Origin of the sequence: Kitasatospora sp. NPDC052896 (assembly GCF_044547075.1) — a bacterium.
GTDB lineage: Bacteria > Actinomycetota > Actinomycetes > Streptomycetales > Streptomycetaceae > Kitasatospora.
The window spans coordinates 72,670-93,017 of the sequence record NZ_JBITZU010000007.1 but is presented as its reverse complement, the minus strand read 5'-3'; the positions used below and the strand labels follow the sequence as shown (position 1 = coordinate 93,017).

The window sequence follows — 20,348 nt, the reverse complement described above, 5'->3', positions numbered from 1 at the left end:
CTCCGATGCGCTCATCCTTTGATCATATTATCTCCACGATATGGAGAAGCTGTGCGCGGCGCCGGAGTTGAGCGTCGGTCGGGGTGCCGAAACTCATTTCTGAGGCGGGCGTGTCGTGAGCCCGCGGCGGCTCGGGGCGTGCTGGGGGAGGGGTGGCGGTGGGGGTTTCCTCGGGGTTTCTGTCAAGGCCGCTCCGACCTGGGTATTGAGCGGAACTCCACCCTGAGGGGGAGGAGTCTCCACCCGGAGCACGAGGTCGGCGAGGGGGTGGTCGGGTCAGGATGGTGGCGGGGCAGCCGGACCGTGCCCCGGATGGCATCCCGGAGATGGGGGCACTTGCCGGTCGGCAAGTAATCTCGCGTAGGATGCCTCCACGTTCACTTACCTGCCGACCGGCTAAGGCGTGCCGCCCGCCGGTCTCCCAGCCGTCGCCCGGCATCCCGTCCCCCCAGGGCTGCGGTGAACCATGCCCAGGAGGCATCGAGCATGTTCCACCGAATCGGACAATTCGTTGTCAAACGCGCCTGGTGGGTGATAGTCGCATGGATCGTCGCCGCCGTCGCCATCGTCGCCACCGCGCCGAAGCTGACCGCGCAGACGGACGAGAGCGCCTTCCTGCCCTCGCACTACGAGTCCATCCAGGCGTCCGACCTGCAGACGAAGGCCTTCCCGGCCAACTTCACGCCGTCGGCGATCCTGCTGTTCCAGCGCAACGACGGCGGCAAGCTGGACGCCGCCGACCAGGCCGCGATGAACAAGGTGGTCCAGGGGCTGACCGCCGAGAACATCCAGTACGTCCAGACCATCGTGCCGGTCGGTGCCCGGAGCATCTCGGCGGACGGCAAGGACGCGCTGTCCATGGTGGGCTTCACCAAGGACGCCCCGAAGCAGGGCACCGGGACCACGGACACCGCCAAGAAGCTGCGTGACGACAGCAAGGCGCTGGCCAGCGGCACCGACCTCAAGGTGCAGCTGGGCGGCTCCGCCGCGCAGGCGCTCGACCAGCAGGACTCCTCCCAGCTGGCCAACGCGCTGATCGGGATCGGCACCGTGGTGATCATCTTGCTCACGCTGCTGCTGATCTTCCGTAGTCCGATCATCGCGCTGCTGCCGGTCATGTCGATCGCGGTCTTCTCGATGGTCGCCAACGGGCTGATCGGCTACGCCAGCAAGTGGTTCGGCCTGCAGGCGGACAACTCGGTCTCGGCGATCCTGATCGTGGTGCTGTTCGGTGTCGGCACCGACTACTTCCTCTTCCTGATGTTCCGCTACCGCGAGCGGCTGCGGGCCGGGGACGACCGGAAGACCGCCGTGGTCAACGCGGTCGCCCGGGTCGGCGAGGCGATCTCCTCGGCGGCCGGCGCGGTCATCGTGGCGTTCAGCGTGCTGATCCTCTCCAGCCTCGGGATGTTCAAGAGCCTCGGCCCGTCGCTGGCCATCGCGGTCTTCGTGACGGCGCTGGCCTCGGTCACCCTGGTACCGGCGATCCTGTCGCTGATCCCGCAGAGGGTGCTGTTCTGGCCGGGCAAGGCCTGGCAGCGCGAGCCGAAGAACGCCCGCTTCGCCGCCCTGGGCGGCCTGGTGCAGCGCCGCCCGGGCGTCGTCGCCGCGGTCTCCGGCCTGCTGCTGGTGGGTCTCGCCTTCGGGGCCACCGGCTACAAGGGCACCTTCGACCTGGCCTCCGGCTCGATGCCGAAGACCAAGGAGTCCATGGTGGTCCAGACCGCCATGACCAGCGCGTTCTCGGCCGGTGCGGCCGAGCCGTCCCAGGTCTTCCTGACCTCGACCAACGGCAGCCCGCTGGACAAGGCCGAACTCGCGCCGTTCGGCGCGGCGCTCGCCAAGGTCGACGGCGTCGCCCAGGTGAGCCCGCAGCCGCAGCTGAGCAAGGACGGCCTGACCGCCAACTACAGCGTGACGCTCAAGGACTCGCCCGAGTCCAACGCGGCCATCGACGTCATCGGCCCGCTGCGCTCGGTCGCGCACGCCGACGCGCCGCAGGGCACCCAGGCCTACGTGGGCGGCATCACGGCGGTGTACAAGGACATCGACACCGCGATGACGCACGACTACGAGCTGGTCTTCCCGATCGCCGCGCTGCTGATCATGTTGATCCTCGGCCTGCTGCTGCGCAGCGTCGTCGCCCCCTGGTACCTGATGGCGGCGGTCGGCCTGGGCTTCGGCGCCACGGTCGGCGCGACCACGCTGGTCTTCGTGACCTTCGGCAGCCAGACCTCCGGGCTGATGTTCATGCTGCCGATGTTCATCTACCTGTTCGTGGTGGCGATCGGCACCGACTACAACATCCTGATGATCGCCCGACTGCGGGAGGAGGCCCAGGAGGGCCACGGTCCCCGGGAGGCGGCGAGCCTGGCCCTGCGGCACGGCGGTCCGACCGTCGCCGCGGCGGGTGGCATCCTGGCGGCGACCTTCGCCACCATGCTGCTGGCCGGGAACTCGCTCTTCAGCGAGATCGGCTTCTCGGTGGCCTTCGGCATCGTGGTGTCGGCCTTCGTGATGGCGATGTTCTTCACCCCGTCGCTGACCGCGCTGCTGGGCCGCAAGGCCTGGTGGCCGGGGCACGGCGACATCGCGGGCCACGGCCACGGCGGCGCGACCGCGGTGGCCGGGAGCCGGCACAGCGAGGGCGAGCCGGAGCCGGCGGGCCTGCGCTAGTCCGGGCGGCCCGGTGACGGCCGATAGCGAGCCGGTACCGGACCGGTAGTAGTGCCATGGCCCACTCCGCCGAGCTGCGGAGTGGGCCATGGTGCGAAAATAATCCGATCGTTCTGTCGCCTGCCGTGCTACAGTCGACGTAGTTGCAGTTTTGGTTCCCATGAACGTTTGTGTGCGCCTGCTGGTACCAACCAACAGGCGCATTTGTTTTGTCCGGTGTCATCTCCGGATGGGGATCGCGGCTACTTGAGGCTCGCGAGGTGCGGGTCTCGATGCCCCAGTTTTAGAGGAGACGGTTATGGCTACCGGCACCGTGAAGTGGTTCAACAGCGAAAAGGGCTTCGGCTTCATCGAGCAGGACGGTGGCGGCGCTGACGTCTTCGCCCACTACTCGAACATCCAGGCTCAGGGCTTCCGCGAGCTGGTCGAGGGTCAGAAGGTCGAGTTCGACGTGACCCAGGGCCAGAAGGGCCCGCAGGCCGAGAACATCCGCGTCATCTGACGTTTCCGGCACACTGCTGGAAGCACGCACGACGCAGCGAAGGCCCGTACCTCACGGTGCGGGCCTTCGCCCATGCCGCCGAACGGCCGGGGCGGCGCATCCCCTCCTGGCGGCCGACCCCTCGGGTCACCCTTCGACGGTGACCGCTCAGGATGGAGCATCCGTATGACCGAACAGGCCCGCCGATCCGAGCAGTCGCGTCGGGGAGACCAGGCGCGTCGGCCCGATCAGGCCCGCCGGGGTGGTGGCCGTGGTCAGGGCCAGGCCCGCCAGGGTGGGCAGGGCGGCTCGGGCGCGCCGCAGGGCGGTCAGGGCCGCGGTCGCGGCGCCGCCCGGCCGCGGGTCGCCGCGGCGCCCGCCGACTTCACGGTGGTCGTGGGCACCCCCGCCCGACCGCCGGCCGCGAGCTTCGCCGAGCTGGAGATGCCCAAGGCGCTGCTCGCCGCGCTCACCCGGGAGGGCGTCACCGAGCCGTTCCCGATCCAGGCCGCCACCCTGCCCGACTCGCTGGCCGGACGTGACGTCCTCGGCCGCGGCCGGACCGGCTCCGGCAAGACCCTGGCGTTCGGCCTGCCGCTGCTGGCCCGCACCGCCGGCCGCCGCGCGGACGCCCGCAAGCCGCTCGCTCTGGTACTGGTGCCCACCCGGGAACTCGCCCAGCAGGTCACCGAGGCGCTCACCCCGTACGCGACCGCCGTCAACCTGCGGATCGCCACCGTGGTCGGCGGCATGTCGATCACCCGGCAGGCCAACACGCTGCGCCGCGGCGCCGAGGTCCTGGTCGCCACGCCCGGCCGGCTCGACGACCTGATCGGCCGCCAGGACGTGCGGCTCGACGAGGTGGCCGTGACCGTCCTGGACGAGGCCGACCAGATGGCCGACATGGGCTTCCTGCCGCAGGTCAGCAAGTTGCTGGAGCAGGTGGCCGAGGGCGGCCAGCGGATGCTCTTCTCCGCCACCCTGGACCGCAACGTCGACCGGCTGGTGCAGCGCTTCCTCACCGACCCGGTCACCCACTCGGTGGACCCCTCGCAGGGCGCGGTGACCACCATGGAGCACCACGTGCTCCAGCTCGACCCGGCGGACAAGGCCTCCGCCACCGCGCACATCGCCTCCCGCGAGGGGCGCGTGATCATGTTCGTGCACACCAAGCACGGCGCGGACCGGCTGGCCAAGCAACTGCTGGCGACCGGCGTCCGGGCGGCCGCGCTGCACGGCGGCAAGTCGCAGCCGCAGCGCAACCGCACGCTGGACCAGTTCCGCGACGGTCAGGTCACGGCGCTGATCGCGACCAACGTCGCGGCGCGCGGTATCCACATTGACGGGCTTGACCTGGTCGTCAACGTTGATCCGCCGATCGACCACAAGGACTACCTGCACCGCGGTGGCCGCACGGCCCGGGCGGGCGAGTCCGGCACGGTGGTCACGCTGGTGCTGCCCGAGCAGCGGCGCGACATGACGAAGCTGATGTCGACGGCGGGCATCCGGCCGGTGACCACCAAGGTCCGTCCCGGCGACGCCGAGCTGACCCGGATCACCGGCGCGCGCACCCCGTCGGGGGTCGCGGTGACGCTGGCGCCGGCGGTCGTCGCGACGCCGGGTTCGGCCGCCGCTCCGACCGAGGGCGCGGGTACCACGGCTGGTGGCGCCAAGCGGCGTACCGGCGGGCCGCGTTCGTCGCGTCCGAAGGACGTCGACGTGAACGGCAACCCGCGCCGGCCGCGCCCCAAGCAGCGCCTCGGCGGTGGCACCGGCGGTGGCGGCAACCCCCGTACGGCGGCCGGGTTCCTGGGCAAGTCGAGCGGTGCCTCGAAGCCGGGCAGCGGCTCGAAGAGCGGCTCCAACTACGGCACCGGACGTCAGCGCCGCCCGGCCCGCTGACAGCAGCGGACCGGTTCCACGCACTGGAGCAGCGGGGGGGGGGGGGGGGGGGGGGGGGGGGGGGGGGGGGGGCGGGGGGGGGGGGGGGCGCCGGGCGGGGGGCGGGGGGGGGGGGGCGGGGGGGGGGGGGGGGGCGGGGGACCCCCCCCCCCCCCCCCCCCCCCCCCCCCCCCCCCCCCCCCCCCCCCCGCCCCCCGCCCGCCCCCCCCCCCCCCCCCCCCCCCCCCCCCCCCGCTGCTCCTTCGCATGACCGCCTCCCGGCGGCCCGCCGGGCAGGTCCGCCCTCGCCGCCCCGGCGTCCCGCGCCGCCGGCCGCGCGGATCCCTTCGCTTCCCGGCGCCCACCTCGGCGCCCGGGTCAGGCGGCGAGGGCCGTGCCCGGCCGAGCAACCTCGCCGTAGCGCTGGAGGAGGAGCGCCGCCAGTTCGGGGGCCGCACCGAGCACAGGCGCCACCAGGTCGGCACCGGCCTCGGCGGCCGCGGTGGCGATCCGGTCGGGCAGCACCCCGGGGGCCAGCAGGTACGGAGCCACCACGCTCCGCCGCAGGCCACGAGCGCGTAGGGCGGCCAGCGCGTCCGCCACCCGCGGACCGGACGCCGCAGCGTACGCGACCTCGACCGCCCCCCACCCGCGAGTGCGCTCCCAGTGGGCGGCCAGCGCGCGGGTGGCCGCGTCGGCAGCCGGATCCGAGGAACCCGCCGCGGCGAGCACCACACCGATGCCGCGCCGGGAGTCGGCGGGGATGACCTCGGGGGCGAGGGCCTCCGCGATCCGGCGGTCGAGGGCTTCGAGCAGGAGCGGGGAGGGGGCCAGCACCTCCGCGACCGGGAGGGCGGCGCCGGCGGCGCGCAGGGCCGCGGGGATGTCGTGCCTGGCGTGGAAGGCCCGGTTGAGCAGCAGGGGGACGGCCACCGCCGGTCGGCCGGCGAGGGTCGCGAGGGCCTGCGGGACGCGGGGTGCGCAGTGGTCCAGGTAGGCGGTGGCCGGCCGCAGCTCCGGGCGCAGCCGGCGGACCCGGTCGGCCAGGGCCGCGACGGTCGCGGCGTGCCGGGGGTCGCGGCTCCCGTGCGCGATGAGGAGGAGCACGGGTGCCGCGGGGGCCGGGTGGGGTCGGTGGGAAGTCATCGGGGGGCTTCCTCAGCGGGCGGTCTGGAGCAGGCCCCGGCCGCGCAGCACCCGGCGCTCGATCGGGGTGAAGATGAGGAGGTCGATGGCCACGCCGACGATGAGGATCAGGATGATGCCGAGCAGCACGCCGGGCATGTTGGACGAGTCCCGCTGGTTCTCCAGGTAGCGGCCGAGTCCGAGGCCCAGGTCCGGTGAGCTGGCGACGAGTTCGGCGGCCATCAGGGAGCGCCAGGAGAACGCCCAGCCCTGCTTGAGTCCGGCCAGGTAGCCGGGCAGGGCGGCGGGCAGCAGCACGTGACGGGCGCCGCGCAGGCCGGTGGCGCCGAGGGTGCGACCGGCGCGCAGGTAGAGCGGCGGTACCTGGTCGATCCCGGAGAGCAGGCCGTTGGCGATCGAGGGGACGGCGCCGAGCAGGATGACGGCGTACATCATCGAGTCGTTGATGCCCAGCCAGATGACGGCGGCGGGCACCCAGGCGACCGAGGGCAGCGACTGCAGCCCGGAGAGGACCGGCCCGAGCGCGGTGCGCACCGGCCTGACCCGGGCGACCAGCAGCCCGATCGGCGTGCCGATGGCGACGGCGGCGAGGAACCCGACGACCCCGCGCCAGACGCTGGTCCAGATGATCGAGAAGAGCGTGCCCTGGTACCAGAGGTCGGTCAGGCTGTTCCAGACGTCCAGCGGGCTGGGCAGCTTGTAGGAGGCGGTGACGTGCAGGCTGTAGGTGATCTGCCAGACCGCGAGCACCAGCACGATGCCGACGAGCGGCGGCAGGGCCTTCTGGCGGAGCAGTACGCCGATCGGGGCGCGCTGCGGCTGGACGGAGTCGAGCGCGTCGAGGCCGGCCTCCAGTCCCTGGAGATCGGTGTCGGGGGACGCCGGGGTGGTGTCAGTGCTGGCCATGGCGGCGGATCTCCCCACGCAGGTCTTCGGTGATCTCGACGGACAGGTCCGCGACGCACGCGGACTCGATGCGCCGCGGCTGTGGCAGGTCGATCCGCCACTCGCGGGCGACCCGCCCCGGCCGCGAGGAGAGCAGGACGACCCGCTGCGCGAGCCGGACCGCCTCGCGCACGTTGTGGGTGACGAACAGCACGGTGAGTCCGCGCTCGGACCAGATCCGGGTGATCTCGTCGTGCAGCACGTCGCGGGTGATCGCGTCGAGGGCGGCGAACGGCTCGTCCATCAGCAGGACGCTGCTGCCCTGGGCGAGTGCCCGGGCCATCGCGACGCGCTGGCGCATGCCGCCGGACAGCTCGTGCACCCGCTTGCCGTAGGAGCCACCGAGCCGGACCAGTTCCAGCAGCCGTTCGGCCTCGGCGCGGCGCTCGGCGCGCGGGACGCCGTTGAGCCGCAGGGCCAGTTCGATGTTGCGGCCGGCGGTGAGCCAGGGGAAGAGCGCGTGCTCCTGGAACATCAGCGCGGGGCGTCCGCCGGCCACCTCGATGCTGCCGGAGGTCGGCCGGTCGAGGCCGGCGACCAGGTTGAGCAGGGTGGACTTGCCGCAGCCGGAGGCGCCGAGCAGGCAGAGGAACTCGCCCGCGGGCACGTCGAGGGAGATGTCGTCGAGCACCGGGGCCGCGGTGCCCGGGCGGCCGAAGGCCTTGTGCACGTGCGAGAGCCGCACGGCGGGTGCGCCGGTGCGGGCCTCGCCGGCGGGGGCGTCGGGCGAGGTGGTCAGTGCCGTGCCCATGGCGGGCACCTCCTGGCGTGAGTGTGGCGAGCGAGCAGCTGGGGCCGGGTTCTGGGGCCGGGGCCCGCCCCCGCCCGGTTCCGCGATTGGGCATCGACCGGGGCGGGGCGGGGGTGGACCCCGGAGTTACGGGGTACGGCGGTACGGCGACTTGGCGGTCAGTGAGCCGGACTCAGGACGTGCCGAGCCCGTCGGCCTGGACGGCCGGCTGCCCGTCCGCCGTCAGCACCTTGTTCAGCAGGGTCAGGTCGTAGATCCCGGAGATGTCCGGCTGCTTGAGCAGCCCGGCGCTCACCGCGTGCTGGGCCTCGGCCCGCAGGGTGTCGGCCAGCGGGTCGTCCAGGAACTGGATGCTGCTCCAGGCCGGGTCCAGGACGTTGGCCGGCAGCGGGTTGCCGCCGGCCGCCTGGAGGGCCTTGTTGGCGTCCTGCTCGGCCTGCGCCGGGTTGGCCTTGATGAAGGCGTTGGTCGCGACCGAACCCCGCAGCACGGCCTCCACCACGTCCGGGTGCGCCTTGAGGAACTTCTGCGACACGATGATGTTGGTGACCACGAACTGCTTGTCGGGCCACAGGTCGCGCTCGTCGAGCAGCACCTTGGCGCCCTTGGCGACCAGCTGGGAAGCGGTCGGCTCGGGCACCCAGGCGCCGTCGATCGCGCCGGAGGCGTAGGCGTCCGGGGTGACCTTGTTGTCGGTGCGGACCACCTCGACGTCGCCGGCGCCGGACTGCGGGTCCTCCTTGAAGCCCTTGCCGGCGAGGTAGTTGAGCAGTGCCACGTCCTGGGTGTTGCCCAGCTGCGGGGTGGCGATCTTCTTGCCCCTGAGGTCGTCCAGGCTGTGGATCTTGTTGGGGTTGACCACCAGCTCGACCCCGCCGGAGGCCGAGCCGCCGATGATCTTCAACGACTGGCCCTGGGACTGCACGTAGCCGTTGATCGCGGGCGAGGGGCCGATCCAGCCGATGTCGATGGAGCCGGCGTTCAGTGCCTCGATCTCCGCCGGGCCGGCGTTGAAGATCTGGGTCTTGAGCTGAGTGCCGCCCAACTCCTTCTGGAACAGCCCGTCCTGGACGCCGACCAGCGCGGTGCCATGGGTCAGGTTGGCGAAGTAGCCGATCCTCACGGTGCCGGCGGAGAGCTTGGCGCCGGTGGCCGCGGCCGGGGCGGCGTCGCTCTTGACGGCCTTCGAACCGTAGCTGCAGGCGCTCAGCAGGCTGACGGTGGTCAGCCCGGCGACGGCGAGGAGGAGGGAGCGTCTGGCCCGGCCGGCGCCGTGGCGGGAGGGGGTATGGACGGGTGCCTGGGTGGAAGCCATCGAGGTGTCCTCTGCTGGAACGGTCGAGGGAAGGTGGTGCGGAGGCAGGAGCGGCGGCGGGGCGGCCGCTGCCCGACAGGGCGTCGAACAGCCCTGTCAGCACTCACATCGCGTCATGCCGCCCTGGCCGCTGCCGAGGACGCCGCTGCCGATGCGGCCGCCTTCCTTGTCCATGCCGGAGAACGCCTCGCCGGACATCAGACCCAGTCCTCCTGGTCCGGCGAAGTCGCCTCCGCCGCGGCGGTGTTGAAGGACTCGCCGGCCATGCCGGCGGTGAGGGTGGTGCCGTCGGCCGGGTCGATCAGCAGGAACGAACCGGTCCGGCGGTTGTCGGCGTAGTCGTCGAGGGCCAGCGGCTCGGCGGTGCGCAGCAGCAGCTGGCCGATGTCGTTGACGTGCAACTCGTCGGCGTCGCCGCGCCGTTCCAGCGTGTCGATGTCGATCCGGTAGCCGATCTCCTTGACCAGCGCGCGCACGGTCCGGGTGGTGTGCTTGAGCAGCACCTTGTCCCCGGCCCGCAGCGGGCGCTCGTGCAGGTGGCAGACGGTCGCCACGACGTCCTTGGTGGGGACGGTGGTCGGGCCGGCCGCCAGCAGGTCACCGCGGGAGACGTCGATGTCGTCGGTGAGGCGGACGGTCACCGACTGGGGGGCCCAGGCGATGTCGGTCGGCGTGCCGAGCGCGTCGATGCCGGCCACCGTCGTGGTGCGGCCGGCCGGCAGCACGGTGACGGTGTCGCCGGTGCGCAGCACGCCGGAGGCCAACTGGCCCGCGTAGCCCCGGTAGTCACGGAAGTCACCGGACTGCGGTCGGATCACGTACTGGACCGGGAACCGGGCGGGCTCGGCGCCGGGGTCGGTGCCGACCCGCACGGTCTCCAGGTGCTCCAGCAGGGTCGGGCCGCCGTACCAGTCCATCCGGGCGGAGGGCTCGACGACGTTGTCGCCGGCGAGTGCGGAGATCGGGATCGCCACGACGTCGCGCACGCCGAGCGAGGCGGCGTAGCCGGTGAACTCGGCGGCGATGGCGGCGAAGACGGGCTCGGCGTAGTCGACCAGGTCCATCTTGTTGACGGCCAGCACCACGTGCGGGACCCGCAGCAGGGCGGCGACGGCGGCGTGCCGGCGGGTCTGTTCGACGACGCCGTTGCGCGCGTCGACCAGGACGACGGCGAGTTCGGCGGTGGAGGCGCCGGTGACCATGTTGCGGGTGTACTGCACGTGCCCCGGGGTGTCGGCGAGGATGAACCGGCGCCGGGGGGTGGCGAAGTAGCGGTAGGCGACGTCGATGGTGATGCCCTGTTCGCGCTCGGCGCGCAGGCCGTCGGTGAGCAGCGCGAGGTCCGGTTCCTGCTGGCCGCGCCTGCGCGAGGCGTGCTCGACCGCCTCCAGCTGGTCGGCGAGCACCGACTTGGAGTCGTGCAGCAGGCGGCCGACCAGGGTGGACTTGCCGTCGTCGACCGAGCCGGCGGTGGCGAACCGCAGCAGGGAGGTGGTCGTTGCGGTGGTCATGTTAGAAGTACCCCTCGCGCTTGCGGTCTTCCATGGCGGCTTCGGAGAGCTTGTCGTCGGCTCGGGTCGCTCCCCGCTCGGTGAGGCGCGAGGCGGCGATCTCGGTGATCACGGCCTCGATGGTGGCCGCGTCCGAGTCGACGGCGCCGGTGCAGGACATGTCGCCGACCGTGCGGTAGCGCACCAGCCGGCGCTCCACCGTCTCGTGCTCCCTGGGGCCGCCCCAGTCGCCGGCGGTCAGCCACATGCCGTCGCGGGCGAAGACCTCGCGTTCGTGGGCGTAGTAGATCTCGGGCAGTTCGATGGACTCGCGCTCGATGTACTGCCAGACGTCCAGCTCGGTCCAGTTGGAGAGCGGGAAGACCCGGACGTGCTCGCCGACCGCGTGGCGGCCGTTGTAGAGCGACCACAGTTCGGGGCGCTGGCGGCGCGGGTCCCAGGCGCCGAACTCGTCGCGCAGCGAGAAGACGCGCTCCTTGGCGCGGGCCTTCTCCTCGTCGCGCCGGCCGCCGCCGAAGACCGCGTCGAACTTCCCCCGCTCGATGGCGTCCAGCAGCGGGACGGTCTGCAGGGGGTTGCGGGTGCCGTCGGGGCGCTCGCGCAGCCGGCCGTCGTCGATGAACTCCTGGACGGAGGCGACGTGCAGGCGCAGGTCGTGCTCGGCCACCACGCGGTCGCGGTAGGCGATCACCTCGGGGAAGTTGTGCCCGGTGTCCACGTGCAGCAGCGCGAACGGCACCGGCGCGGGCCAGAACGCCTTGAGCGCCAGGTGCAGCATGACGATGGAGTCCTTGCCGCCCGAGAAGAGGATCACCGGCCGCTCGAACTCGCCGGCCACCTCGCGGAAGACGTGCACCGACTCGGCTTCGAGGACGTCCAGGTGGGACAGGGCGGTCGTGGCCACCAGGCGGTCGGTCGCGGTCGTCACGCGAGGCCCCTCTCGGTCAGGAAGGCGTGCAGTTCGGCGGCGGACTCGGCCACCGTGCGGCCCTGGGTCTGGATGCGCAGCTCGGGGGAGGCCGGGGCCTCGTAGGGGTCGTCGACCCCGGTCAGGCCGGAGATCTCACCGGCCGCCTGCCTGGCGTACAGGCCCTTGACGTCGCGCTCGGAGCAGAGCTCGACCGGGGTGGCGACGTGGATCTCCAGGAAGTCGGTGCCCTCGGCCTCGTGCCGGGCGCGCACGGCGGCCCGCGAGTCGGCGTAGGGAGCGATCACCGGTGCCAGCACCTTGACCCCGTTCGAAGCCAACTTCTCGGCGACGAAGCCGATCCGGGTGACGTTGGTGTGCCGGTCCTCGCGGGAGAAGCCGAGGCCCCTGGAGAGGAACTCGCGGATCTCGTCGCCGTCCAGCACCTCGACCCGGTGGCCCTCGGCGGTCAGCCGCTCGGCCAGCGCGAAGGCCAGGGTGGTCTTCCCGGCACTGGGGAGCCCGGTCAGCCACACCGTGGCGCCGCGCTCGCAGGCGGCGCCCGCCGCGGCAGCCCCGGCGGCCGGGGTGGTGGTGGCTGTGGTCACGTCAGTACTCCAGTAGTCGAAGGCGGTCGGTCGAAAACGGTCGGAGAGCTCAGAGGTGGATGCCGCACTCGGTCTTGCCCGAGCCCGCCCAGCGGCCGGCCCGGGAGTCCTCGCCCTCGGCCGGCTTGCGGGTGCAGGAGAGCGGCGAGCAGCCCACCGAGGTGTAGCCCTCCCAGAGCAGCGGGTTGAGCAGCACCCCGTTGGCCTGGACGTAGGCGTCCACGTCCTGCTGGGTCCAGCGGGCGATCGGCGCGATCTTCACCTTGCGGCGCTTGGCGTCCCAGGCCACCACCGGGGTGTCGGCGCGGGACGGCGACTCGTCGCGGCGCAGGCCGGTGGCCCAGGCGTCGTACCCGGCCAGCCCGCGCCCCAGCGGCTCGACCTTGCGCAGCGCGCAGCACAGGTCCGGGTCGCGGTCGTGCAGCCGCGGTCCGTACTCGGCGTCCTGCTCGGCCACGGTCTGCCGCGGGGTCAGCGTGATCACGTTGACCGGCAGGGTGGCCGCCACCGCGTCCCGGGTGCCGATGGTCTCCGGGAAGTGGTAGCCGGTGTCCAGGAAGACCACGTCGATGCCGGGCAGCACGGTGGACGCCAGGTGCGCGACCACCGCGTCCTCCATCGAGGAGGTGACGCAGAGCCGCCTGCCGAAGGTCTCGGCGGCCCAGCGCAGCACCTCCTGCGCGGGCGCCCGCTCCAGCTCGCGGCCGGCCGCGGTGGCCAGTGCGGCCAGCTCGTCGGCCGTGCGACGGTCAGTGTCGCTGCTCATCCGGGGCTCCCCCGTTCGTGGCCGACAGCAGGCCGAGGAACTTCAGCTGGAAGGCCCGCCGGCAGGCCGCGCACTCCCAGGCGCCGTGGCCGCCGGCCTCCGAGGGACGCAGGTCCTCGTCCCCGCAGTAGGGGCAGAAGAAGGGGGCGGCGCGCTCGCTCACGACAACTGCTCCTCACTGGCCCGGGCCGTCCACTGGGCGAACCGCTCGCCCTCGGCGCGCTCCGCCTGGAAGCGCTTCAGCAGCCGCTCGACGTAGTCGGGCAGGCCGTCCTTGGTGACCTTCAGGCCGCGGACCTTGCGGCCGAAGCCGGCCTCCAGGCCGAGCGCGCCGCCCAGGTGGACCTGGTAGCCCTCCACCTGCCGGCCGTGCTCGTCGGTCACCAGCTGGCCCTTGAGGCCGATGTCGGCGACCTGGATCCGGGCGCAGGCGTTCGGGCAGCCGTTGATGTTGATGGTCAGCGGCTCGTCGAACTCCGGCAGCCGCGCCTCCAGTTCGTCGATCAGGGTGCGGCCGCGCTCCTTGGTCTCGACGATGGCGAGCTTGCAGAACTCGATGCCGGTGCAGGCCATCGTGCCGCGCCGGAACGGGGACGGGGTGACCCGCAGGTCCAGCGCGTCCAGGCCGGCCACCAGCGAGTCGACCCGGTCGGCCGGGACGTCCAGCACCAGCATCTTCTGCTCGGAGGTGGTGCGCAGCCGGTCGGAGCCGTGCGCGGCGGCCAGCTCGGCCACCTTGCCGAGCAGCGCGCCGTCCACCCGGCCGACCCGCGGCGCGAAGCCGACGTAGAAGTTGCCGTCCTTCTGCCGGTGCACGCCGACGTGGTCGCGCCAGGTGCCGCTCGGCTGCTCGGGCGCGGGGCCGTCGATCAGCTGGTACTTGAGGTACTCGTCCTCCAGCACCCGGCGGAACTTCTCGACGCCCCAGTCGGCGACCAGGAACTTCAGCCGGGCGCGGTTGCGCAGTCGGCGGTAGCCGTAGTCGCGGAAGACGCCGATCACGCCGCCGAAGACGTCCGGGACCTCGTCCAGCGGGACCCAGGCGCCCAGTCGGACGCCCAGCTTGGGGTTGGTGGAGAGGCCGCCACCGACCCAGAGGTCGAAGCCGGGGCCGTGCACGGGGTGCACCACGCCGACGAACGCGACGTCATTGATCTCGTGCGCGACGTCCAGCAGCGGCGAGCCGGAGACCGCCGACTTGAACTTGCGCGGCAGGTTGGAGAAGTCCGGGTTGCCGACGAAGCGGCGGTGGATCTCCTCGATGGCGGGGGTGCCGTCGATGATCTCGTCCTCGGCGACGCCGGCCACCGGTGAGCCGAGGATGACCCGCGGGGTGTCGCCGCAGGCCTCGGTGGTGGAGAGGCCGACCGCCTCCAGCTTCCGCCAGATCGCGGGGACGTCCTCGATCCGGATCCAGTGGTACTGGATGTTCTGTCGGTCGGTCAGGTCGGCGGTGCCACGGGCGTACTGCTGGGAGACCTCGGCGATCGCCCGCAGCTGGGCCACGGTGAGCCGGCCGCCGTCGATCCGGACCCGGAGCATGAAGTACTCGTCGTCCAGCTCGTGCGGGTCCAGGATCGCGGTCTTGCCGCCGTCGATGCCGGGCTTGCGCTGGGTGTACAGGCCCCACCAGCGCATCCGGCCGCGCAGGTCCGCGGGATCGATCGAGTCGAAGCCGCGGTGGGCGTAGATCGTCTCAATGCGTGTCCGCACGTTGAGACCGTCGTCGTCCTTCTTGAACTGCTCGTTGGCGTTCAGCGGGGTGTGGTGCCCCATGCCCCACTGGCCCTCGCCACGATGGCGGGTCACCTTGCGGGGGCCCCCGGCCGTCGGCCGGGAGGTGCCCTCGGTCCGCTCGACGCGCGCGTCGGCGGGTCGCGGCTCGACCGGGTCGGAAGTGGTGGCCATGTGTCGTCCTTCGGGCAGGTGGCTCTGGTGCGGGGCACGGGTGTTGCAGCCATGGGCCTGCTCTGACCTGCGGGTTCACGACAGGTGGCGGGAAGCAGTGACCTTGGCCGGCAGGCGCTCGCCCACCCGCCGCGGCGGGGACGGCGGTTCGGGATGGCGCCAGTGCGGTGGTGGCGGGGGTGGAGCCTCAGGTCACCGGACAGATGGCGCTGGACACGCGGAGGAGATCGACGTGAAGTCGACCTACTAGGGTGGTTCCGGCGCTCGGCATGGCAAGAGATTCGCACGCCGAGCGAGGCGCGGTCCACTATCATCCAGGATGCGGACGAGTTTGTTTCGAATACTGAGATGAACGGGTTTCGCCGCAGTCCGCCGGGGGCACGCTCGGCCGGACCGGGCCCGGTGGGGGCGCCGCCCGATACCGTAGGGGTGTGCAAGCAGCAGGTGGGACCAGCAGAGCGGACGCGGAACGGCCGTCCCGGCGGCGCGGCAAGGGCGCCCGGCGGGCCGCCCGCAGGTCGAGCTGGCGTGCCACGGTGTGGGCGCTGATCAAGGACACCACCAACACCTGCGTCGAGTACCGGGTCACCGGACTGGCGGCCGAGGCGGCGTTCTTCACCCTGCTCTCCATCCCGCCGCTGCTGCTCTGCCTGGCCGGCACCCTCGGCTACCTGGACGACCTGCTCGGCGCCGGGACCATCCAGAAGCTCCAGCAGGACATCCTCTCCGCCGCCGGGACGGTGCTCTCGCCGTCCTCGATCGAACAGACCGTCAAGCCGCTGCTCAACAGCGTCTTCGAGAACGGCCGCCCGGACCTGATCTCGATCGGCTTCCTGTTCTCGCTCTGGTCCGGCTCGCGGGCGCTCTACATCTTCATCGACACCATCACCGTGATGTACGGGCTGGACGGCAAGCGCGGGATCGTCGCGACCCGGGCGATGTCGATCGGGCTCTTCCTGGGCGCGCTGGTGATCGGCTCGCTGGTGCTGCCGCTGCTGGTGGCCGGGCCCGGGCTGGTGGTGGCCGCGGTGCCGAACCTGGCCGGCCTGGTCGGCGCGCTCTACTGGCCGGTGGCGATCCTGCTCACCGTGGTCTTCCTGACCACCCTCTACCACCTCGCCGTGCCCGCCTCCACGCCCTGGCGCGAGGACATCCCCGGGGCGCTGGTGGCGCTCGGGGTGCTGGTGATCTGCAGCGTGGTGCTGCGGGTCTACCTGGTCCACTCGGTCGAGGGCCCGACCGTCTACGGCTCGCTGGCCGCGCCGGTCGCGGTGCTGCTGTGGATCTTCGTGGTGGCACTCGCGGTGCTGATCGGCGCGGCGATGAACGCGGCCATAGACCGTCGCTGGCCGAGCGTGGAGACCGCCGACGCCCGGGCCGAGAACGAGCGCGCCAGTGAGCAGGCCGCGGCCGCGCTGGTCCGCGAGGCCGGCGCCCGGCGGGCCGCCGAACGGGCCCGGCGGGTCCGCGAGCTGGGCCTCGCCGACGGGGTGGAGGACGAGGAGGACGAGGACGACGACCTGGTGCCGTCCGAGTACCCCGAGCGCTGGGCCGACATCCTGCCGCCGACCAGCCTGCGGGCCCGGCTGTCCGGTCGCGGCCGGCGCCGGGAGCCCCCGCCGCCACCGGACAGCGACCGGCCGACCGGCCGTCCGGGCCCGCAGGGCGGCGGCCGGCCGCCGGCGGTGGGCGAGCCGGAGCACCCTGCGCAGCCCTGGGGCTCCGACGGGCGGTTCCCCGGGGCGCTCGGGCCGGTGGACTCCGCGCTGCCCAGCCACCCGCCGCGCGCGCCCTGGGAGGGCGGGCCCTGAGCCGGTGTCAGCGCCGCTGCCGGGGCTGGGGGATAACCGGTTGTGCGGGCCGTGCGCCTGTCGTACGTTGAGCCCGTACCGCACGTCAGGGCCGCGATCCGCGCGGCCCGGGAGAAGGAGCAGGAGGTGAGCCCCATGGCTGTCGCCATGCTGACGGCTGCCCTCGGCAGCCACCGCCGCCACCTCGACCTCCCGGCCATCGGCTGACGTTCGTTCGCTCAGCCCCGGGACCAGCCTCCTCCCGAAGGGCTTCACCGCGTTGTCCGACGCCGTCCTCATCGACGCCGCTTCTCCCGCTTCACCCCTGTCCGGCTACGGCTGGACCCCGGAGCTCGACCAGCTCTTCGCCCCGCTCGCCGAAGCGGGCCTCACCCCGGGCCGGCTCGCCCGGGTCGACCGCGGCCAGGCCGACGTGATCGTCGCCGACCCGGCGACCGGCGGGGCGCTGACCGTACGGGCCGACACCCGCCCGCTGCTCGGCGGTGAGGCGATCCACGCCCCCTGCACCGGGGACTGGGTCGCCGTCGACCTGGCGGCCACCCCGCTGCCCGCGCTCGCCGCGCTGCTGCCGCGCGGCAACGCGATCATCCGCAAGGGCGCCGGCAAGCGCTCCGATGGCCAGGTGCTGGCGGCCAACGTCGACCAGGTGCTGGTCGCCGTCTCGCTGGCGGCCGAGCCGGACCTCGGCCGGATCGAGCGCTTCCTGGCCCTGGCCTGGGAGAGCGGTGCCCCGCCACTGGTCGTGCTGACCAAGGCCGACCTGGTCGACGACGCCGGGTTCGTCCGCGAGGACGTCGAGCGGATCGCGCCCGGCGTCACCGTCCTGGTGGTCAGCGCCGAGACCGGTGACGGCCTGGACGTGCTGCGCGCCCGCACCCCCGGCACCTCCGCGCTGATCGGCCAGTCCGGCGCGGGCAAGTCCACGCTGACCAACGCGCTGGCCGGCGCCAAGCGGATGGCCGTCCAGCAGACCCGCGACGGCGACCAGAAGGGCCGGCACACCACGACCACCCGCGAGCTGATCCCGCTGCCGGACGGCGGCGTGCTGATCGACACCCCCGGGCTTCGGGAGGTCGGCCTCTACGGTGGCGAGGGCCTCGACCTGGCCTTCTCCGAGATCGAGGAGCTGGCGGCGGAGTGCCGGTTCCACGACTGCGCGCACGAGTCCGAGCCGGGCTGCGCCGTGCTGGCGGCGATCGCGGACGGCGTGCTGCCCGAACGCCGGATGGCGAGCTACCGCAAGCTCCGGCGCGAGAACGAGTGGATCGCCTCGCGCACCGACGCCCGGCTGGCGAGCGAGCGGGCCAGGCTGTGGCGGGCCCGCAGCCGGGAGGCCCGGGGGCGGATCCGCCCCTGAGCCCGGTGCTCGGCGCGCTCAGGGTGACGTCCGATTTCCGCCAGTCCTGGCCTCGGCGGAGGCGCAGACTGGACGGCGTGATCGACGATGAGACCCGCTACCGCGCGGTGGACAGCCGGGACGCCCGCTTCGACGGGGTGTTCTTCACGGCGGTGACGACCACCGGGATCTACTGCCGGCCCAGCTGCCCGGCCGTCACGCCCAAGCGCGCCAACTGCACCTTCTACCCGACGGCCGCCGCCGCGCAGGGCGCCGGTTTCCGGGCCTGCCGGCGCTGCCGGCCCGACTCGGTCCCGGGCTCGCCCGAGTGGAACCACCGCGCCGACCTGGTCGGCCGCGCGATGCGGCTGATCGGCGACGGCGTGGTGGACCGCGAGGGCGTGGCCGGCCTGGCCCGGCGGCTCGGCTACAGTGCGCGCCAGGTCCAGCGCCAGCTGACCGGCGAACTCGGCGCCGGCCCGATCGCGCTGGCCCGGGCCCAGCGGGCACAGGCCGCCCGGCTGCTGCTGCAGACCACCGAACTGCCGGTGACCGAGGTGGCGTTCGCGGCCGGGTTCGCGTCCGTGCGGCAGTTCAACGACACCGTGCGCGAGGTCTACGACCGGACGCCGAGCGGGCTGCGTGCGGAGGTGTCCGGCCACGGCCGCCGTCCGGTGGTGCGGGAGGCGGGGACCGGGGGCGGCCCGGGCGCGCCGCGCGGCGTGCTGAGTCTGCGGCTCGCCTACCGCGGGCCGATCGACACCGAGCGGCTGCTGGACTTCCTCGCGCTGCGGGCCGTGCCGGGGGTCGAGGAGGTCACGGGCGCCTCGTCCGGCCGGCGGTCCGGCGTGCGGACCTACCGGCGGACGCTCGCGCTGCCGCACGGCCCCGGCGTCGCCGAGGTGGACGGGCTCGGGCCGGGCGTCCCGGCGGACCGGGGCTGGCTGGACTGCCGGCTGCTCCTGACCGACCTGCGCGACCTGACCACCGCGGTGCACCGGCTGCGGGCGCTGTTCGACCTGGACGCCGACCCCGCGGCGGTGGCCGAGCAACTGGCCGCCGACCCGGCGCTCGGCCCGGTGGTCGCCCGGCGGCCCGGCCTGCGCTCGCCCGGGCACGTGGACCCGCACGAGCTGGCGGTCCGCGCGGTGCTCGGCCAGCAGATCGGCGTCGGCGCTGCGCGCACCCTGGCCGGCCGGCTGGTGCTGGCGTACGGCAGGCCGCTGCCCGAGCCCAGCGGGGGCCTCACCCGGCTCTTCCCCACCGCCGCCGCGCTGGCCGACGCCGCCGACGGCGATCTCGCGATGCCGGCCGCCCGGCGGAGCGCGCTGCGCGGCCTGTGCACGGCGCTCGCCGAGGGCACGCTCCGGCTGGACGCCGGCGTGGACCGCGAGCAGGCGGCCACCGAACTGCTGGCGCTCCCCGGGATCGGCCCGTGGACGGTGGGATACCTGCGGATGCGCGCACTGGCCGACCCGGACGTCTTCCTGGCGGGAGACGCGGGGGTGCGGCACGGCCTGCGCCGGCTCGGGCTGCCCGGCGACGCGGGGTCCGCGGCCGCCCTGGCGACCGGCTGGGCGCCGTGGCGCTCGTACGCGGTGCACCAGCTGTGGCGCACCGCCGTGGAGGCGTCGGCGGCGGAGGCGTCGGCGGGGGAGCGCACCGCGGGCGCCGGCGTCGGTTAGGCGGTGGTCTCGGGTGGGGTGGTGGCGGCCAGGGCCTGGGCGAGGTGGTCGAGGCCGGGGAGGGCGGCCATCACCGCGGCGTGGTCGGCGGAGGAGAGGGTGGCCAGGGCGTTGGCGATCCGGCGCTCGTGGGCCCGCCGCCAGTCGTCCAGCTGGCGCTGGCCCGCCTCGGTGAGCGCGATCCGGGCGGTTCGGCGGTCGCCCGGGTCGGCCTGGCGGTCGACGAAGCCGGCCTCCAGCAGCTTGCCGACCAGGCCGCTCACGGTGTTGGGGGCGAGCCGCTGGCGGGCCGCCAGTTCGCCGACCCGCAGCGGCGCGGCGGCCAGCGTCTGGAGCAGCTCGACCTGCGCCATCGGCAGCGACTCCCACGGGTACTCGGTGCGGATGCTGCTGCGCAGCGCGCGGCGCAGCCGGGTCACCACGTCGGTCAGCCGCTGGGCCCGTTCGATCGCCAGCGCGTCGTCGGCGGGCGCGGCGTCAGGGCCGGTCAGGTCGGGGCTGGGCAGCGGCGGCATGGCGGACAGCGTAGCCGGTCAGCGGGCCGCCACCGGCCCTTCGACGGACGGACGACGACGGGGGCGGGCCCGACCGGTAGGTCGGACCCGCCCCCGCGCTCGCGCG

General features: G+C 73.4%; 19 protein-coding genes. 7 read left to right on the top strand and 12 right to left on the bottom strand.

What is annotated here, in order from left to right:
* Positions 1 to 486 precede the first annotated feature (486 nt).
* From ACIGXM_RS16775 to ACIGXM_RS16765, 3 genes are all read left to right on the top strand, one after another.
* Positions 487 to 2,676, top strand: a complete 2,190-nt coding sequence (locus ACIGXM_RS16775; protein WP_396561435.1) for an MMPL family transporter — start codon at positions 487 to 489, stop codon at positions 2,674 to 2,676.
* A gap of 298 nt (positions 2,677 to 2,974) precedes the next feature.
* Positions 2,975 to 3,178: a cold-shock protein gene (locus ACIGXM_RS16770; protein ID WP_396561433.1), complete on the top strand. Its 204-nt coding sequence runs from the start codon at positions 2,975 to 2,977 to the stop codon at positions 3,176 to 3,178.
* Between the two features lie 165 nt (positions 3,179 to 3,343).
* Positions 3,344 to 5,059, top strand: coding sequence for a DEAD/DEAH box helicase (locus ACIGXM_RS16765; protein WP_396561431.1), 1,716 nt, complete (start codon positions 3,344 to 3,346; stop codon positions 5,057 to 5,059).
* A gap of 357 nt (positions 5,060 to 5,416) precedes the next feature.
* On the opposite strand, the gene ACIGXM_RS16760 is transcribed toward ACIGXM_RS16765, so the two are convergent.
* From ACIGXM_RS16760 to ACIGXM_RS16710, 11 genes are all read right to left on the bottom strand, one after another.
* Entirely contained in the window at positions 5,417 to 6,184 is a 768-nt protein-coding gene (locus ACIGXM_RS16760; protein ID WP_396561429.1) for a sirohydrochlorin chelatase, read from the bottom strand.
* Positions 6,185 to 6,196: 12 nt separating this feature from the next.
* Positions 6,197 to 7,090, bottom strand: coding sequence for an ABC transporter permease (locus tag ACIGXM_RS16755; RefSeq protein ID WP_396561427.1), 894 nt, complete (start codon positions 7,088 to 7,090; stop codon positions 6,197 to 6,199).
* Positions 7,077 to 7,880 (bottom strand): ABC transporter ATP-binding protein, encoded by an 804-nt coding sequence (locus ACIGXM_RS16750; RefSeq protein ID WP_396561425.1) that lies wholly within the window; start codon positions 7,878 to 7,880, stop codon positions 7,077 to 7,079. Before ACIGXM_RS16750 ends, ACIGXM_RS16755 begins: the two co-directional genes overlap by 14 nt.
* 172 nt (positions 7,881 to 8,052) lie before the next feature.
* Complete coding sequence (locus ACIGXM_RS16745) at positions 8,053 to 9,195, bottom strand: aliphatic sulfonate ABC transporter substrate-binding protein (protein ID WP_396561423.1); 1,143 nt, start codon at positions 9,193 to 9,195, stop codon at positions 8,053 to 8,055.
* A 197-nt stretch (positions 9,196 to 9,392) separates the two neighbouring features.
* Positions 9,393 to 10,706, bottom strand: coding sequence for a sulfate adenylyltransferase subunit 1 (locus ACIGXM_RS16740; protein WP_396561421.1), 1,314 nt, complete (start codon positions 10,704 to 10,706; stop codon positions 9,393 to 9,395).
* Between the two features lies 1 nt (position 10,707).
* Positions 10,708 to 11,634: a sulfate adenylyltransferase subunit CysD gene (gene cysD, locus ACIGXM_RS16735; RefSeq protein ID WP_396561419.1), complete on the bottom strand. Its 927-nt coding sequence runs from the start codon at positions 11,632 to 11,634 to the stop codon at positions 10,708 to 10,710.
* Complete coding sequence (cysC, locus tag ACIGXM_RS16730; protein WP_396561417.1) at positions 11,631 to 12,221, bottom strand: adenylyl-sulfate kinase; 591 nt, start codon at positions 12,219 to 12,221, stop codon at positions 11,631 to 11,633. The genes cysD and cysC overlap by 4 nt, the downstream gene beginning before the upstream one ends.
* Before the next feature lie 49 nt (positions 12,222 to 12,270).
* Positions 12,271 to 12,987, bottom strand: a complete 717-nt coding sequence (locus tag ACIGXM_RS16725) for a phosphoadenylyl-sulfate reductase (RefSeq protein WP_396561415.1) — start codon at positions 12,985 to 12,987, stop codon at positions 12,271 to 12,273.
* On the bottom strand, positions 12,971 to 13,150 hold the full coding sequence (locus ACIGXM_RS16720) for a hypothetical protein (protein ID WP_396561413.1): 180 nt from the start codon (positions 13,148 to 13,150) through the stop codon (positions 12,971 to 12,973). Before ACIGXM_RS16720 ends, ACIGXM_RS16725 begins: the two co-directional genes overlap by 17 nt.
* Positions 13,147 to 14,895: a nitrite/sulfite reductase gene (locus ACIGXM_RS16715; RefSeq protein ID WP_396561411.1), complete on the bottom strand. Its 1,749-nt coding sequence runs from the start codon at positions 14,893 to 14,895 to the stop codon at positions 13,147 to 13,149. The genes ACIGXM_RS16720 and ACIGXM_RS16715 overlap by 4 nt, the downstream gene beginning before the upstream one ends.
* Before the next feature lie 187 nt (positions 14,896 to 15,082).
* The gene (locus ACIGXM_RS16710; RefSeq protein ID WP_310593185.1) at positions 15,083 to 15,166 is read right to left on the bottom strand and encodes a putative leader peptide; all 84 of its coding nucleotides are present in this window, start codon (positions 15,164 to 15,166) and stop codon (positions 15,083 to 15,085) included.
* 160 nt (positions 15,167 to 15,326) lie between these two features.
* Between ACIGXM_RS16710 and ACIGXM_RS16705 the strand changes: the two genes are divergently transcribed.
* From ACIGXM_RS16705 to ACIGXM_RS16690, 4 genes are all read left to right on the top strand, one after another.
* Positions 15,327 to 16,706: a YihY/virulence factor BrkB family protein gene (locus ACIGXM_RS16705; RefSeq protein ID WP_396561409.1), complete on the top strand. Its 1,380-nt coding sequence runs from the start codon at positions 15,327 to 15,329 to the stop codon at positions 16,704 to 16,706.
* Between the two features lie 42 nt (positions 16,707 to 16,748).
* A complete protein-coding gene (locus ACIGXM_RS16700; RefSeq protein ID WP_396561407.1) occupies positions 16,749 to 16,913 on the top strand; it encodes a hypothetical protein in 165 nt (54 codons plus the stop codon).
* 52 nt (positions 16,914 to 16,965) lie between these two features.
* On the top strand, positions 16,966 to 18,063 hold the full coding sequence (gene rsgA / locus ACIGXM_RS16695; protein ID WP_396561405.1) for a ribosome small subunit-dependent GTPase A: 1,098 nt from the start codon (positions 16,966 to 16,968) through the stop codon (positions 18,061 to 18,063).
* An 80-nt stretch (positions 18,064 to 18,143) separates the two neighbouring features.
* Positions 18,144 to 19,727 (top strand): AlkA N-terminal domain-containing protein, encoded by a 1,584-nt coding sequence (locus ACIGXM_RS16690; protein WP_396561952.1) that lies wholly within the window; start codon positions 18,144 to 18,146, stop codon positions 19,725 to 19,727.
* On the opposite strand, the gene ACIGXM_RS16685 is transcribed toward ACIGXM_RS16690, so the two are convergent.
* Positions 19,724 to 20,242 carry a MarR family winged helix-turn-helix transcriptional regulator gene (locus tag ACIGXM_RS16685; protein ID WP_396561403.1) on the bottom strand — a complete coding sequence of 173 codons (519 nt, stop codon included), beginning with the start codon at positions 20,240 to 20,242 and terminating at the stop codon, positions 19,724 to 19,726. The genes ACIGXM_RS16690 and ACIGXM_RS16685 overlap by 4 nt on opposite strands.
* Positions 20,243 to 20,348: the final 106 nt, after the last annotated feature.